Raw genomic sequence first — 15183 nt, forward strand, 5'->3', positions numbered from 1 at the left:
GCCATGTCAAATCGCCTCATAAATGAAACCTCACCGTATTTGCTTCAACACGCCCACAATCCTGTAGACTGGTATCCATGGGGAGAAGAAGCACTGACCAAGGCCCGTACCGAACATAAGCCCATCATTGTAAGCATTGGCTATTCGGCCTGCCATTGGTGCCACGTGATGGAGCGAGAAAGTTTTGAAAAAGAGCAGGTTGCGGGTGTGATGAACGCCGATTTTGTTTGTATTAAAGTAGACCGCGAAGAGCGCCCCGACGTTGATGCCATTTACATGGATGCCATTCATGCCATGGGCGCGAGGGGCGGTTGGCCGCTTAACGTTTTTTTGTTGCCCGACGCCAAGCCGTTTTACGGGGTTACGTATTTGCCCGCCCAAAATTGGGTGCAATTGCTAGGCAGTGTAAAAAATGCGTTTGTAAATCATCACGAAGATTTGGTAAAATCGGCTGCTGGTTTTACGGACAATATGCTGGTCAAAGAATCTGACAAATATAACCTGCACGTAGGGGCAGGCTTTACGTCTGCCCAAACAGTCGGCGGAATGGGGGCAAGCCCTGCCCCTACGGTAGACGACTTGGACGAGATGTTTGAGAAAATAAAGGGCCATTTTGATACCGAAAAAGGAGGCATGGACCGGGCTCCCAAATTCCCCATGCCTTCCATTTATAAATTTTTATTGCGATACTATGCCGTTTCCCACAATCCAGAGGCATTGCGGCATATTGAATTATCGCTCAACCGAATTGCATTGGGGGGATTTATGACCACGTAGGGGGTGGTTGGGCGCGTTATTCGGTGGATGATGAATGGTTTATTCCGCACTTTGAAAAAATGCTTTACGATAATGGCCAGTTGGTGAGCATTTTTTCGGAAGCATATACCCTGACCAAGAGTGATTTGTACAAAAGCCGCGTGTACGAAACCATTGACTGGCTGGCTCGCGAAATGACGAGTGCCGAAGGTGGGTTTTATTCGGCACTTGATGCTGATAGTGAAGGAATTGAGGGGAAATTTTACATCTGGACGCAGGCCGAATTGAAAGAAATCTTAGGAGAAGATTTTGGGTGGTTTTCTAAATTGTATAACATCAGAGCCGCGGGCAACTGGGAGCATGGCTACAATCATTTGCATTTAACAACGGTGAATATCGCTCCAGGAAAGGGATTGCCTTATTTAGCCACGGAAACCGAAGAAAAATCGGGATGGTGGGTAGGGCCGCCTTTAAATAGTTTGATGAATGGCATGTTTGAAAAAGATTCCACTTATCAAAATGCGCTTCAAAAACTCTTTGTTGCTCGCGAAAGCCGCGTGCGCCCGGGGCTAGATGATAAGATTCTTTCTTCGTGGAATGGCTTGATGCTCAAAGGGCTGACCGATGCTTATCGGGCGTTTGGCGAAGAAAAATTTAAAGAATTAGCCTTAAAAAATGCACACTTTTTGAAAGAAAAAATGACCGCGCCAAACCACCAACTGTGGCATAGTTATAAAAACGGCAAAGCCAGTATTGTCGGTTTTTTGGAAGATTATGCGGCGGTCATTGACGGCTATTTGGGCCTGTATCAAGCCACTTTTGAAGAAGAATGGCTCGATGAAGCGTTGCATTTAATGGCCTACGCCGTCGAGAATCTGTACGATTCTGAAGATGAACTCTTTTATTTTACGGATACCAACGCCGAAGAATTGATTGCGCGGAAAAAAGAGGTTTTTGACAACGTGATGCCCGCCTCCAATTCGCTCATGGCCCATAATCTGTTTGCCCTAGGAACCTTGTTTGACTATGCCGACTACGTAAAATTAGCGGATTGGATGTTGGCAAAAATGCGAAATGCACTCCTGACCGACGTGCAATGGGGTACAAATTGGGCGGCATTGTACGCCTTGAGAGCACAACCCACGGCTGAAATTGCCATCGTGGGAGAAGAAGTGGAGCATTTCCGTAAACAATTGGAAGAGCGTTTTGTGCCAAACAAAATACTGGTCGGTACCAAAACAGCTTCTGATTTGCCTCTTTTGCAGGAACGTATTGCCAAACAACAGCAGACAACGGTGTACGTTTGCTTTAACAAAACCTGTCAGTTGCCGGTTAATACGATGGAAGAAGTTTGGAAACAACTGAATTATATTAACGAATAAAACCCATATAGCATCCCGCCTACCCATGCCCAACTCTACACCTTTTGAACAGAAAAAGCAGTTTCTGTTCCTCGCTTTGTGTGGTCTTTTTTTGACCAATGCGTTGATTGCGGAGATTATCGGCGTCAAAATATTCTCCGTTGAATCTTTACTGGGTACCTCACCCGCTCAGTTGCCGCTGTTTGGTACTACTTTGGATTTTAACATGTCGGCGGGGGTAGTCAACTGGCCGATTGTGTTTATTACTTCCGACATTATCAACGAGTATTTTGGAAAAAAAGGCGTTCGCCGTATTTCGTATCTGACGGCCATTTTTATTGCCTACATGTATATTGTCATTTATGCTACTACGTCATTGCCTCCCGCCCAGTTTTGGTTGGAGGTCAACAGCAAGGACAGCCACGGCAACGCCATGAACATCGACGGGGCCTTCAACGCGATTTTTCGGCAAGGTCTCGGCATTATGCTTGGCTCGATTGTCGCTTTTTTAATCGGACAAGTGTTGGATGTAACCGTTTTTTCGTGGTTGCGCCGGCGTACGGGCAGCAAATACATTTGGTTACGGGCTACGGGCTCAACGTTGTTTTCGCAATTGGTGGATAGCTTTGTCGTGATTTTTATTGCCTTTTACCTTTTCGGCAACTGGTCGGTAACGCAGATTTTACAGGTAGGAAGCATCAATTACATTTACAAAGGCTGTATTGCGTTGTTGACAACGCCAGTTTTGTACGTAGCACATTATTTAATTGACCAATATTTGGGTAAAGAAAATGCTCGTCGATTGGCTGATGAAGCAGCGGGTATGAGTTTTACGGCGGTGTAAGAATATCTTTTGAATCGACATGATGTTTAAGCGAAAAGCTTATCATTGACTGCGTAATCAATTCAAGTTTACTATATTTGGCCTTGTATCAATCGTGCAATTGCTTGGCGGGCAGTTGCACGATTAACATGATTCTGATGAGGTATCGCCTCAAAAAGTAGCGGTTGGACATGCCAATATGAAGCCTTGATTTGATACTCACTGTGCTACCTGGCATGTCATTGGTCGAAGCAATTATTTAAATTGTCATTTCAATTTCCAAGCTTATAAAGCTATATTTGATAAAGGGTATATGTCAAAAAGGATATGCCTTATATGCGGTTTTGTCTTTGACAGCATTAAAGACATTCAAAGCTTGGCCGGTGGTAAATAAGAATAAAAGAAAATCTATTCTTTACCCGTAATCAATTCAAACCAATGAAAAAACTAAGCATTTCTCTCTTCATTTTTCTTTTATCAAGGATTACTATATGCGCTCAAACCGACCCTCGTGAAGCAGAACTTCGCCGCATGGAAAATATTGAGCGAGAAGCTACTATGCGAGGCGATTCGGCTGTTTTGTTTGGGAAAATCTGGTCGAATGAGATGGTCGTAAACACCCCTGCCAACCGTGTAGGTACTGTGGAAGGTACAAAAATGCAGCTACGTACTGGCAATTTAGCCTATGCTTCGTTTGTGCGAAATATTGAAAAAATAACCTTCAACGATAACATAGCCTTGGTGATGGGCGAAGAAATCACAAAACCGCAACAACATCAACAACATACAGGCAAGACCGTTACTCGCCGATTTACCAATATTTGGAAATACGCAAACAACCAATGGTTTATGATAGGGCGGCAGGCTACCATCGTAAAGGTAGAGTAAAGCTACGCATGTACCGGCAGGCACCGTTTAATAAGTTTTGTTCTTCTTCTTTGAATATCAAGGGCTTTGGATGTATTTTTAAGAAATATACCCTGCCTTACCATGCTCCAAGTTTTACCGCCGCATCCGGCCCTTCGGCCTTTTGTAAAAGCGTATTGGTATTTGCACATTCAGCACAATATGCCTTTGGTGAGTTTGCCGATTGCTCCCGTTCCTGAAACGGGGCTTTATTTTTATCCCAAAGGCAAATTATGCGTAAATTATTTGGACAATTCTACAATTAAAATGCCTGATAATCTCATTGCAGGGCAAATCACGCTCCGACATAATCTGCTGATTCCGAATAATTATTTGATGTTTAAAGTTTTGCTTCAACCAATGGGCTTCTTTCGGCTGTTTGGCATTCCAATGAGTCTATTTGCGGGTAGTTATGGGGAAATGAGTGCCGTTATAGGTAAGGATGTCAATGAAGTGCGCGAGCGCATTGAAAATGCGGATACGTTTTATGAAATGGTAGCCATTATTGAAGAATTTTTGTTGAATAAAATTCGGAATTACAAAGTAGATACACATCCAATTGACGCCGTGATTCCATTAATGCACCAGACCGGCGGTGTTTTCACATTGGACAAATTGGCAAATGATGCGTGCCTGAGTAATCGTCAGTTTGAACGCAAATTTGTGGAAAGAACAGGCGTATCCCCCAAATTTTATGGACGGGTTATTCGCTTCAATCAGGCAATGAAACTCAAGCAAAAATTCCCTCAGTTGAGTTGGATGAACGTTGCCCATGACTGCGGTTATTTTGACCACAATCATTTACTGCGTGATTTTAAGCAATTTACGGGTGCAGTCCCGAGCGGTTTTGATTTTGATAAAGCCGTGATTTATTAAAAAATGTCGTTTTTTTACTAAGCCTTCTCTAAAAGGGTTAAGTAGATTTGTGAAATTATCAATTCAATTTTCTGTCTAATGACACTGCTTATCAACTCCATTCGCCCCGTTGCGTTGTATTTTCTCCTTCTTATTTCGGGTATTTACGCAGGGTTACATTTTTCGGGCATGATCAACCCGTTGGTTTTTGGGGTTATCAATGCCAAAGGCGATTTGATGAATTCGGTAGATTGGGCCAAATCCTGGCAAATTACCGACGGTTTTATGCGAGTTCGTATGGGAGTTGTTGGGCCAATCATTCTGTTTAGTTATCTCATTTCCCTACTGCTGTTTATCAAGAAATGGCGAACGCCGGTATTTTGGTTGATTTTGGCCGCTTTTGGGCTATTTATTGCCGATGTAATGCTGACTGGCAACCAACAAATTCCTATCAATCGCTACATCGAAACCTTAGATTTTCAGCACCTTACCGCCGAGCAAGTGGCAAAAATCAATGAAATACACCCGCAAGTCATCAAGAATTTTCAGAGCAGGGAGTGGTTTTCTATTTTGGGCTTTGTATTGGTAGCTTTGACGCCCTTTGTTTCAAAGCCGCATGGCAGCGGGCTTCAGCGTTGAAGTAAAGTTTGAGTTAATAATTTTCCTTATCTAATACTGAGAAAGTAGCCGTCTTATGTCTGACAAATCCACTACAACTGCTGCAAAATGGGCTTTGCTCATTTATAGCATTCTGACACTGCGCCACTTTGGCATCGCGATGATGTTACAATTCATTATGAATCCTCAGTTTGCCAATGTCCATGAAAACTTTCTGCTTTATACAAAGACCTACAACAGTTTGATGATTTGGGTTGGGTATGTGCCAGCCGTTTTAATGCTGTTGTCGGCGATTTCAATGATTTGGCTGGCACCCAATTTCTTTCCCAAAAAGGCAGTTTATGTCAGCGTTGTGTTAGGCATGATTTCCGTAGTAACTACCCTATGGGTGATGATGCCTATCTATAAGCAATGGGCGATCACGGGCTATAATGCGGCGCAAAACCAACACCTGCTGTCCCAAACGCTTTATTTCCAAATTATCCCTTCCGCCTTACAAGTGGTTATCCTTATTTCATTTCTGCATACGTATCTCCAAGACGTTAAACGCGTAGCCAAATGGATATTTCTGCTTGTGGTCGTGTTGAACTTCTATAATATGGGTACAACGAGCATCGAAGGTAGCTTGGCTTATCCTCTATGGGAAACCGTGGGGGCAAAGGATTGGCTGGCCTATCGACAAACGCCTCCCAACATATTGTTTGGCATTATGTTCGTTTTTGCGGCTTTCTCTCCTATTTTTCTGTTGATTGCTATGTATTGGCGCAGACCGAAAGAAATTCCAAAATACTTGGTTACCAGTTATTTGCTGCTTGTTTTTTATCTTTTTGTGATTACGTTGCTCTACTTTGTGCCTGATTTTCAAGTCCCATTAAACAACGTCCATTCGTTGCCATTGATTAAGAAATTGGGGACAGACGATTTGATCTACAGAGCGCCTGCGGGCCTAGCCTTACAGGTCATTGTAGCTTGGATGTTCCTGAAAATAAAGCCGTCGATTTTGAACAATGATTAGTTAGGGGTGAAGTAAGTATTGCGCTTCTAAGCAAAGCTTCAAAAACGGTAGTTAATTACTGCATTAAAGCTCGTTCTAAGTTGATTCATGGGGAAAATGCCGATTTTTTACCACTTGTTTGGTGTCAAAATGCCTATTTTTGCATCCATTCAACTATTTGTAAATCAGCATGTTTTTCAGGTATTTGGAGCCCTCGCCGAGGCTTAGGCATATCATAAAGAGCTATTGCTTACTGCATTTTGAGTTTGACAGGAATCAACCGATTCCTGTCAAACCCTTTCCCGTGCGCCCGGAACACAACTTAGTGTTTTATCTAAAAGGCGGCGTGAATGCCTTTGACCCGGAAACGGGACTTTTTAAGGCTTTTCCCAAAATCTCACTCAATGGCACAAAAGGAGACGGTTTGATTTCCACATCAGTCACTCTCAACGGATGGTTTCGATTGATTTTCAGCAGGGAGGGTTGGCAAAGTTTCTAAAAATGCCACTCAGCGAAGCTTTTTTGGACGAACGTATTGATGCCGAAACCTTACTCAATCCTAATATTAGTCAAGTATATGAGCAAATGGTCAATGCCGCTACTTATTCACAAATCATCGAAATCGTTGAGGATTATTTATGGCAAAAAATAAAGTACCAAACCGTTGATATACACCCATTTGATAAAGTGAATTTGTTAATTTTAAACCAGCCTGCGACTTATTCGATTGAATATCTTGCCAACCAAGCCTGTTTATCACTGAGTCAATTTGAACGACGATTTAAGCAGCAAATAGGCGTTTCTCCAAAATTCTTTTTACGGATCAACCGCTTTCATCAGGCATTCATGCTTAAAGACCAAAATCCGACGCTTGATTGGTTGAGTATTGCGCTTCAAACAGGCTACAATGATTACCAACATTTGGTAAAAGACTTCAAGCAGTTTTCCGGAACGACGCCTAATTCATTACTCAAAGCCCAAGCCGCTGCTCCGGAGCGAATCTTACGGTTAGGCTAAAACTTGCGGATTTTCTACCACTTACGAATACGTTTGCCAAGATACCTTTGTATTGTTAATCAATCGTTTTACTAAAAACAACACAGGTATGGAACGCAGAAATTTTGTCAAAAGCGCAGTGCTTTTACCTTCTCTCGGAATGGAAATCAATCCAAAAGCACGTCCTCAAAAAGGCATTAAAGTAGCCAAAAATGAAGCCCGCTTTCAGAAAAGGGTAAAGATTGGAGCCGTAACGTTAGACTGCAAAGTTTCGGGAAAAGACACCGACGGCGATTTGTACATTTTTGAAAGTAGCAACAATCTCAAAAACGACGGGCCGCCCCTGCACTCACATCCGGATTTAGACGAAACTTTCTACATCCTGGAAGGCGAAATGAAGTTCAAAGTCGGCGATGAGATACTGTATTTGAAAAGCGGCGATAACGTATTAATTCCACGAAATGTACCGCATTGTTTTACTTCTAACACCACTCAACCTGCGAAGATGTTGGTGATTGTGCAGTCGGCTACCACGATGGAAGCATTTTTTGAAGAACTGAGTAAAGTCGAAAAAATTACCCCCGAAATTGGCGCTAAGATTTACCAAAAACATAATATGGTACTTTTAGGCTCGCCCCTGATGGCCGATTGACGTCGAATTTGAAACAAAATTCGATTTCAAAAATTACCGTTTAATCAATTGTTTTTCAAAGGGTTGATAAATACCCTTTTAGGTTGTACTTTTAAAAAAAGTCAGTCATTATCGGTTGCTATGATTTATCAGTACATTCAGCCTGCCTCGCATTTACAATCGTATGTAAAACGATATTTACTGTTGCATTTTAAGGTTAGTAAGAATGGACCGGCTTTGATAAAATCGTATGCTCCCTGCCCCGAGCAATGCCTCACGTTCAATCCTCATGCCACGCTTACCAGTGTCAATCAGCAAACGGGACAGATCATTCATCGGACTTCCAACTACTTGTCGGGGCAGCAGGTTTCGCGTTTAAACCTGCACTTGTCAAACGATTATTTAATGCTCAAAGTCATTTTTTTGCCCGGAGCAATGTATCAACTTTTTGGGATTCCGTTGGTGCAATTCACCGATCAATATTTGGATACGGAAACGGTAATTGGGAATGAAATAAAGGAGATAAATGAACAAATGGCCAACGCCGGTTCCTATCAAGCCATTATTCAAATAGCAGAGCGCTATCTCTGGCAAAAAATCAAAACCAAGAAAGCTCATGAAAACGCTGTGAATAAAATCGGACAACTTTTAATTGATAATCCAACTCATTTTTCGCTGGATTGGCTGGCGAACCAAGCGTGCTGGAGTCCAAGGCAATTGGAGCGGCAATTCATGGAGAGAATGGGCGTCAGTCCTAAATTTTTGGCGCGTATCAGTCGTTTTGACAAGGCATTTTCGCTCAAACAAATCAATCCATCCCTTGATTGGCTAAGTATTGCGCTCCAAACGGGTTACAACGATTACCAACATTTGGTCAAAGATTTTAAACAGTTTGCGGGTGTCACGCCCAATGTAATGATGGTGGCGGAGAAAAATTCCCCTGAGCGTGTGTTGGGTATCGTCACCGACCGCGTCTCTACCCGATAAATTGGTCGTTTTTTTACCACCAATATCCTCCTAAAAGGCACCATTTTTGAAAAAAAATGCCTTATGGAAAAAACCTACCGCTTTCTGCCTTATTACTTTGCCGTTTTTACGGTATTGGTTATTTATTGCTTTTACCAGAGCTATTTCGGTGAATTCCCCGACTTTGAGGGCGTTGTCAGCCCAATTGGTAATGTTCCGATTACCATTACGTCGGTTACTCACTTTCATGTTTTCATGATAATGGCATGGTTGCTGATGCTCATTGTGCAGCCGATTTTGATTCTTAAAAAGCAACTCAATTGGCACCGTCTGTTGGGTAAAATTTCATACGGATTGGTGGCCTTGATGATTCTTTCCTTTATACTGATTGTACGTCAGGAACAACTCAGAGAAAAAAGCCTCCCTGTTTTTGCCTCCAATCTGCTTGATCCTATTGTGTTTATAGTAATGTATGGTTTGGCAATTTATTATCGCAAAAAGCCCGCTTACCACGCTCGTTTTATGGTTATGACGATCATAGGTTTTATAGGCCCGGCGTTTGCACGTATTCAGGGCCCGGCCTTAGAAACCGTTTTTGCCTTGTTTGCCCTATTCCTTATCCTCGAATGGCGTACCCGAAAAATCTATAAACCTTACCTTATCAGCCTTGGGTATTACGTCACTCATTTGGGCATCGTTGCGTATCTTTTTTTTGGGAATCAGGCGTTGTTAGATTCCCTTTGGCATTTTTTCTTTGAGAAGGGGTAATTTCAACGATTTTTTACCACTAAAAACCTCTTTTACCCCTCCATTTTTGTACAGTCCTATTTTATACAATAACCTGTTCAAAAATGAAAAATTTATTCTTTGTTCTTTTGTTTGCGTCAGGAAGCTTATACGCCCAAACGGAAGAAGATGCCATCAAAGCTACGCTACTTGCCGAAGCAAAAGCGCTCAAAGCGCATCAGCCCAATGAAGTGCGGAAATATTGGTTGTTTGACGCCACCGACAGCAAACACACCATTGTTAGTGTAAACCTACCCGATGGCACCTACACCTCTCGCACGGGGGCTGATTTTGTCAGTGACGCCGCTTTCCCACCTGCCATGCCCTTGAGCGTAAGTAATGCCGACTTTCGCATTAAAACGGCGGGGACGATTTCAGCTGCTAGTTACCAAACTACTTACACCGCCCCCGACGGCAAGGCAATCAAAGCGCACCGTTTAGTGATGCTCGAAAAAGTAGGCAAGGATTGGAAAATTACGGGTATCTCCGAACATTATTACATACCAAAATAGCTTGACAATCAAACTATTGCCTATATTTAAGTAAGGATTATAGATTGTTTTATTAAGTAGGTATTGATGTAATAGTTTATCAAAAGTATTTGCTATGATTTGTCAACGCATTCCTCCTGCTCCACCTATTAGACAGTATATTAAGGAGTATTTGGTGTTGCACATGAAATTTGGGAAGGACATTCCTGCGCCTACCAAGGCGTATCCTGTTAATCCCGAAGAAGGGATGACGTTTGTCATAAGAGGCATCAAAACCGCCGAAACTGTAGAAACAGGCGAATGTAAGGTACGTCCGCGAACGTCTATTTTTGGAATGCCTGCTACCCGTCAAAATCTGCATTTGCCTTCCGAATACATGATGGTACACGTTCGGTTTCACCCTGGAGCCATTCATAAACTACTGCGTATACCTATGTACGAACTGTTGCATCAATACGTAGAAGCGCAGGCGATTTTGGGGCGAGAAATTGACGATGTTGAAGACCAATTAGTTAATGCAACTACTTATGATGAACTCCCTCGCATTCTTGATCGCTATTTTACCAAGAAAGTGGCCCGAGTCAAGTTTGGATTTGAGCCGATGGATCGCATCGGGAGCCTCATTTTGGCCAATCCGCAGGGATTTAGCCTCTCTAAAACGGCCAATGATGCCTGTTTGAGCTTTCGGCAATTTGAAAAACGCTTTGAGCGGCAAGTAGGTGTAACACCGAAGTATTTCGCCCGCATTTGTCGGTTTTATCAGGCGTATGAATTAAAAGATACCCGGCAAGACTTAGATTGGCTAAGTATTGCCGTGAATACAGGTTATACCGATTACCAGCATTTGGTCAAAGATTTCAAACGTTTTGCAGGAGTCACGCCCAATAGGTTGATTCAGGAAAGCAATCTTAATCCCGAACGCCGCCTTCAACTCAATCCTGAATTTGTGGGGTTATAAAAATGGCTTCTTTTGTTTTACTGCCAACGTTCCTGCCGCCACACTTTCTGTTGATGGGTTCCGAGGAAAGTCCATCCTATCATACGACTGACTTTTTGTCCTTGAGCCATTTCAATGGTCTGTATTTCAAAGGCTTTTACTTTTTTTAGGGCCTTGTATAAAAATGGCAATGTCGTTTTTTTAGAAACCAATGAAGTAAACCAAAAACATTGGTTGGCGATTTGGGCACTTTGCTCAATCATTTTGGTTACAAACGCTTTTTCGCCACCTTCACACCATAATTCGGCGTTTTGTCCGCCAAAATTCAAGGTTTCTTTTTGGGAAGCACTCGTCCGTCCCAAGTTTTGCCATTTGCGCTGTGTTCCTGCAGTGGCTTCAGCCAATGAAGCATGAAAAGGAGGGTTACACATCGTGAAATCAAATTTTTCATTGGCTTGTACAACTCCCTTGAAAATGGCAGTGGGAGTTGTTTGCAAACGACATTCGATGAAGGGGGTAAGCACGGGGTTGGCCGTCACAATTCGTTTGGCATTCTGAATCGCTTTGGGGTCAATATCTGACCCCACAAAACTCCAACCGTAACTTTGGTGTCCAATGATGGGATAGACACAATTGGCCCCCACGCCGATGTCAAGCCCCGTAATTTCCTTACCGATTGGGATAACGTTATCATTGACCGAACCCAATAAATCGGCCAAATAATGAATATAATCGGCCCGGCCAGGAATGGGAGGTCGAAGATAATTGGCGGGAATATCCCAATGCTGTATGCCGTAAAAATGAATTAGAATGGCCTTGTTGAGCATTTTGACCGCCTCAGGATTGGCAAAATCGACCGATTCATCTTGGTATTTATTGCGCAAAACAAAAGGCGCTAATGCGGGGCAACTTTTAATAAGTGCAGGGAAATCGTATCGGAAACGGTGGGGATTTCGGGGATGAAGGCTTTGTTTTTCGGTAGAAGTTGATTCTGATATAGACGTCATTGAGATTTGTACATTTTTGGGAAAACGTAAGTTACCGAAAAATCATCCAATGAATCGTTGAATTAAAGAATGATTTTTTTGGTAAAGTACCACGCTCTTACTGAAAAAGCGAGCGATTGTGCGCAATAGTCACTGTCAATAGATGTAGTGTATTGGAGAAAGATTAGTTTAAAATGTAGATATAGAGGGCTATTGCCTATTTTATATTCTTAAATTTCAATTTTAATCCAAATTTAATTTCATTCTAAAACAAAAATTTACGTATTGTACTAATTTTATTTCGCTGTAAAAATTAGTTTGATATTCTTAATCTAAACATACATATATACTTAATGGTCTATGTCTCTGAGAAAGTGGTTTGTCCATTTAGCCAGACAATAAACAGTTGTCGGTAAGTAGTCGAAAGAGGCTCCTGAAAAATGGTAGAACATTTTCACAGATAACACCAAACGGAAGATATTTTCCGTCAGTGACCCAAATAGATTTAGTTTGTATTGATCGAAACTGCCATCCTCGTTTGTCGATGGCAGTTTTTATTTTAGAAGCAACACCAACTTTAGAAGCTGCTGATTACGAATGATTTCGAGGTTTATTTTGCCGTGCCAATTGACTTCTTGATATATATCCAAAAATGCGTGAATATTTTTTACGGCTTTACCATCAGCCGTTCTTATTACGTCTTTTTCTAATAAACCAGACTGGGTCAAAAGACTTTTTTGCCCAACCGAGGTTATGAGAATGCCCGTTTCGTCGGGCAATCCGTAGGCTGAGCGGTCCCCCAATCCTTCAATGTTTTTGAGTGTTCCTCCTAAGAATGAGATAATTGAGGTTTTACCGTCAAGCAATTGCGCATTGATAAGTGCTGGAATGATTGGTTGTAAAGCAAGTTTTCTTAACTCAGGTTTTTGTACCCCAAAGTCAGTCATAGAAAAATTTTTAAAGCCAATGAGCAAGGCAGGAGAGGAGGCGTTTACCCGATAATCCCCCGCCGAAGCATTGATAAATGCGGGATTGCCTGCCGTACTTTTCGCATCCGTGTTGTTGTTACGGGCCAATGCCAGCGAGGCCGAATCTGGGAATAAATTTTGGTCAATGTTCATGCCCCAGTCCTTCACCTGAATGGGGAAATATTTTTTCATGACAATGTTGTGCCTGAACTCATCGCCGCTGTTTTTGAACCACACGTGCGGATGAAAGGAGTTATTGACCATAATATTGTTTTCTACTTTGCGGTAAAAACCCTCCCGAAGTTTGAGCCCTCCGTTGAGACAAACGTTATTGTAAATATGATAATTCGAGGAACCATCGTCCAAATCAATGTCCCAGCCGTGGTCGCAACGAAAACGGTTGTGGCGGATAATGGTCTGTTTTTGAGCGTCTAACAAAATTAGTTCGGGGTGCGCCGCCACAATGCTGTCCATGTAGCTGCGGTTGGCGTACCAGAATCGGTCACGCCCCCAAGAATTGAAAGCGCCGTGGTCGCCCGTTTCCAAGACCGTGTTAAATACGTCGTTGTATTCCAAAATATGCCCACCCCAGGCTCCGTCGCCGATGTTGATACCCGCACGTGGGGTGTTATAAATGCTGTTATGGCTGACCGTAATGGAGGCTGATAGTTCAATTTGGACTCCCGTGGCCTGTTTTTCAAGTTGACCCATGTCATGAATCAGGTTATTCGTGACCGTACATTCCTGCGGAAAATTGTTGGTTTGGGGTCCGGGCGTTTTGTCCAATTTTTCGTAAGGAATCGAAAGTTCGTACCGAAACGAAGGCGAACGTGCCGCTTTTGGGTCGCCGATAAACGCCACCGCACTCGCGCCGATGTGGTGAATGTAACAACCGCTGATGGCGGTGTGTTTGTTGTAATTGCTTACTACAATGGCATTTCCGCCCAAGTCAGTGAATGTACAATCAGTGATTTTACAGTTTTCGGTGCCGTCAAAAAGTACAGCGCCGCCGCGGTAAAAAGTCCAGTCGCTGCGTACCAGCGGTTCTTTGGTTTCCATAAAACTGCGCTCGGTATGGACGAAGTGTAGGTTTCTGAGCTGCACATTACGGATAGGCTTGTTGGTCGTTCCCTTTAGTTCAATGAGATTTTTGAGCATGGATACCTCCACCAAAGCGGTTCCAAGATTGACGTTTTGGGGTGGGTAGAAATAGAGAATACGACTTGTTTTGTCAAAAAACCATTCTCCGGGTGCATCCAGTTCTTCCCTGATATTTTCGACGAAACGGTACTGTTTATGCATTGGAGCGGGGCGGTTGTTTTGCCAACCTCCCTCTAGTTTTAATTCTCCTTTTTCGTCTTTTCCCGTAATGAGATAGTGAAACCCGCCCCATTCGCCCGAATGCAGGGCATGAACGTATCCGTCAGTCGGATTTTTCCAAGTGTTGACGCGCTCGGGTGAAATCGCATCGGCGGCAGTCCCGTGAAAAACCCGCGCGCTAGTATCATAGTTAGGATAACGGGCCAAGGGCTGTTGCTGACCGTTGATAAAAAGTTGTTCAAATAGAATATTGGGCGGTACAACCGCCTGATAAATGCCGTTTTGGTAAGGCTTCCACGCAAGCTGTAAGGGTTGCCCACCGCTGATAAAAACGGGTTCATTTTTATAACCTGTGATCACCAGCGATGCAAACGTCGCCTCAAAGGCGTTCATCGTCAGTGTTTTAGCTAAATAGTGCGTACCTTTTCTCAATTGAATAGTTACTTTCTGTCCCTTGGCTCGTTGGGCCGACAAGAGCGCTTTGGAGAGTGTTTTGAACGGTTTTTGTAATATACCGTTGTTAGCATCGCTGCCGTTAGGAGCCACATAAAAAGTGACTTGGGCAGTTGCTGATTGCATCAAGAATGCCGCCAAAAAGAGGCGAACGAAGCAGGTAAATGTTGTGGATAAGGGCATAATCAAAAACTTGGTTCTCAGGATGGGTAGTATTTAAAATAGGTGAAATACCACTTTTCTACTGTATTTGGAGTAATGCCCTGATTTTACTTTGCTTGGTGGTGGGCATTTACTTTTGGATTGCTACCCGCTTTTTGCAGGTACGTTGGAAAA

15 protein-coding genes are annotated in these 15183 nt (G+C 42.9%); 13 read left to right on the plus strand and 2 right to left on the minus strand.

Translation table 11 applies throughout. The features are described 5' to 3' along the window. Positions 1–3 precede the first annotated feature (3 nt). The 13 genes from DR864_RS30455 (at position 4) to DR864_RS01630 (ending at position 11141) form a co-directional block, all read left to right on the plus strand. Positions 4–777, plus strand: coding sequence for a thioredoxin domain-containing protein (locus DR864_RS30455; protein ID WP_310587556.1), 774 nt, complete (start codon positions 4–6; stop codon positions 775–777). Between the two features lie 59 nt (positions 778–836). Continuing rightward, positions 837–2138, plus strand: coding sequence for a thioredoxin domain-containing protein (locus tag DR864_RS30460; RefSeq protein ID WP_310587557.1), 1302 nt, complete (start codon positions 837–839; stop codon positions 2136–2138). 25 nt (positions 2139–2163) lie between these two features. Beyond that, on the plus strand, positions 2164–2961 hold the full coding sequence (locus DR864_RS01575; protein WP_114065294.1) for a queuosine precursor transporter: 798 nt from the start codon (positions 2164–2166) through the stop codon (positions 2959–2961). A 417-nt stretch (positions 2962–3378) separates the two neighbouring features. Then, entirely contained in the window at positions 3379–3828 is a 450-nt protein-coding gene (locus DR864_RS01580) for a nuclear transport factor 2 family protein (RefSeq protein ID WP_114065295.1), read from the plus strand. A 102-nt stretch (positions 3829–3930) separates the two neighbouring features. Continuing rightward, complete coding sequence (locus DR864_RS01585; protein WP_114065296.1) at positions 3931–4722, plus strand: helix-turn-helix domain-containing protein; 792 nt, start codon at positions 3931–3933, stop codon at positions 4720–4722. A 78-nt stretch (positions 4723–4800) separates the two neighbouring features. Continuing rightward, positions 4801–5340, plus strand: coding sequence for a hypothetical protein (locus DR864_RS01590; protein WP_114065297.1), 540 nt, complete (start codon positions 4801–4803; stop codon positions 5338–5340). A 55-nt stretch (positions 5341–5395) separates the two neighbouring features. Further along, a complete protein-coding gene (locus DR864_RS01595; RefSeq protein ID WP_114065298.1) occupies positions 5396–6334 on the plus strand; it encodes a hypothetical protein in 939 nt (312 codons plus the stop codon). Positions 6335–6766: 432 nt separating this feature from the next. Beyond that, a complete protein-coding gene (locus tag DR864_RS01605; protein ID WP_114065299.1) occupies positions 6767–7330 on the plus strand; it encodes a helix-turn-helix domain-containing protein in 564 nt (187 codons plus the stop codon). 88 nt (positions 7331–7418) lie between these two features. Beyond that, positions 7419–7961: a cupin domain-containing protein gene (locus DR864_RS01610; RefSeq protein WP_114065300.1), complete on the plus strand. Its 543-nt coding sequence runs from the start codon at positions 7419–7421 to the stop codon at positions 7959–7961. Between the two features lie 120 nt (positions 7962–8081). After that, the gene (locus DR864_RS01615; RefSeq protein WP_114065301.1) at positions 8082–8927 is read left to right on the plus strand and encodes a helix-turn-helix domain-containing protein; all 846 of its coding nucleotides are present in this window, start codon (positions 8082–8084) and stop codon (positions 8925–8927) included. Positions 8928–8990: 63 nt separating this feature from the next. Then, complete coding sequence (locus tag DR864_RS01620; protein WP_114065302.1) at positions 8991–9674, plus strand: hypothetical protein; 684 nt, start codon at positions 8991–8993, stop codon at positions 9672–9674. 83 nt (positions 9675–9757) lie between these two features. Next, a complete protein-coding gene (locus DR864_RS01625; protein WP_114065303.1) occupies positions 9758–10204 on the plus strand; it encodes a hypothetical protein in 447 nt (148 codons plus the stop codon). Between the two features lie 94 nt (positions 10205–10298). Beyond that, on the plus strand, positions 10299–11141 hold the full coding sequence (locus tag DR864_RS01630) for a helix-turn-helix domain-containing protein (RefSeq protein ID WP_114065304.1): 843 nt from the start codon (positions 10299–10301) through the stop codon (positions 11139–11141). A 17-nt stretch (positions 11142–11158) separates the two neighbouring features. Here DR864_RS01630 and rlmF read toward each other — a convergent pair whose 3' ends face one another. Both rlmF and DR864_RS01640 read right to left on the minus strand, forming a co-directional pair. Beyond that, positions 11159–12127 (minus strand): 23S rRNA (adenine(1618)-N(6))-methyltransferase RlmF, encoded by a 969-nt coding sequence (gene rlmF, locus DR864_RS01635; RefSeq protein WP_114065305.1) that lies wholly within the window; start codon positions 12125–12127, stop codon positions 11159–11161. A 533-nt stretch (positions 12128–12660) separates the two neighbouring features. Beyond that, positions 12661–15030: a PDZ domain-containing protein gene (locus tag DR864_RS01640; RefSeq protein WP_229599492.1), complete on the minus strand. Its 2370-nt coding sequence runs from the start codon at positions 15028–15030 to the stop codon at positions 12661–12663. Positions 15031–15183 lie beyond the last annotated feature (153 nt).

The organism is Runella rosea, from assembly GCF_003325355.1.
Lineage (GTDB): Bacteria > Bacteroidota > Bacteroidia > Cytophagales > Spirosomataceae > Runella > Runella rosea.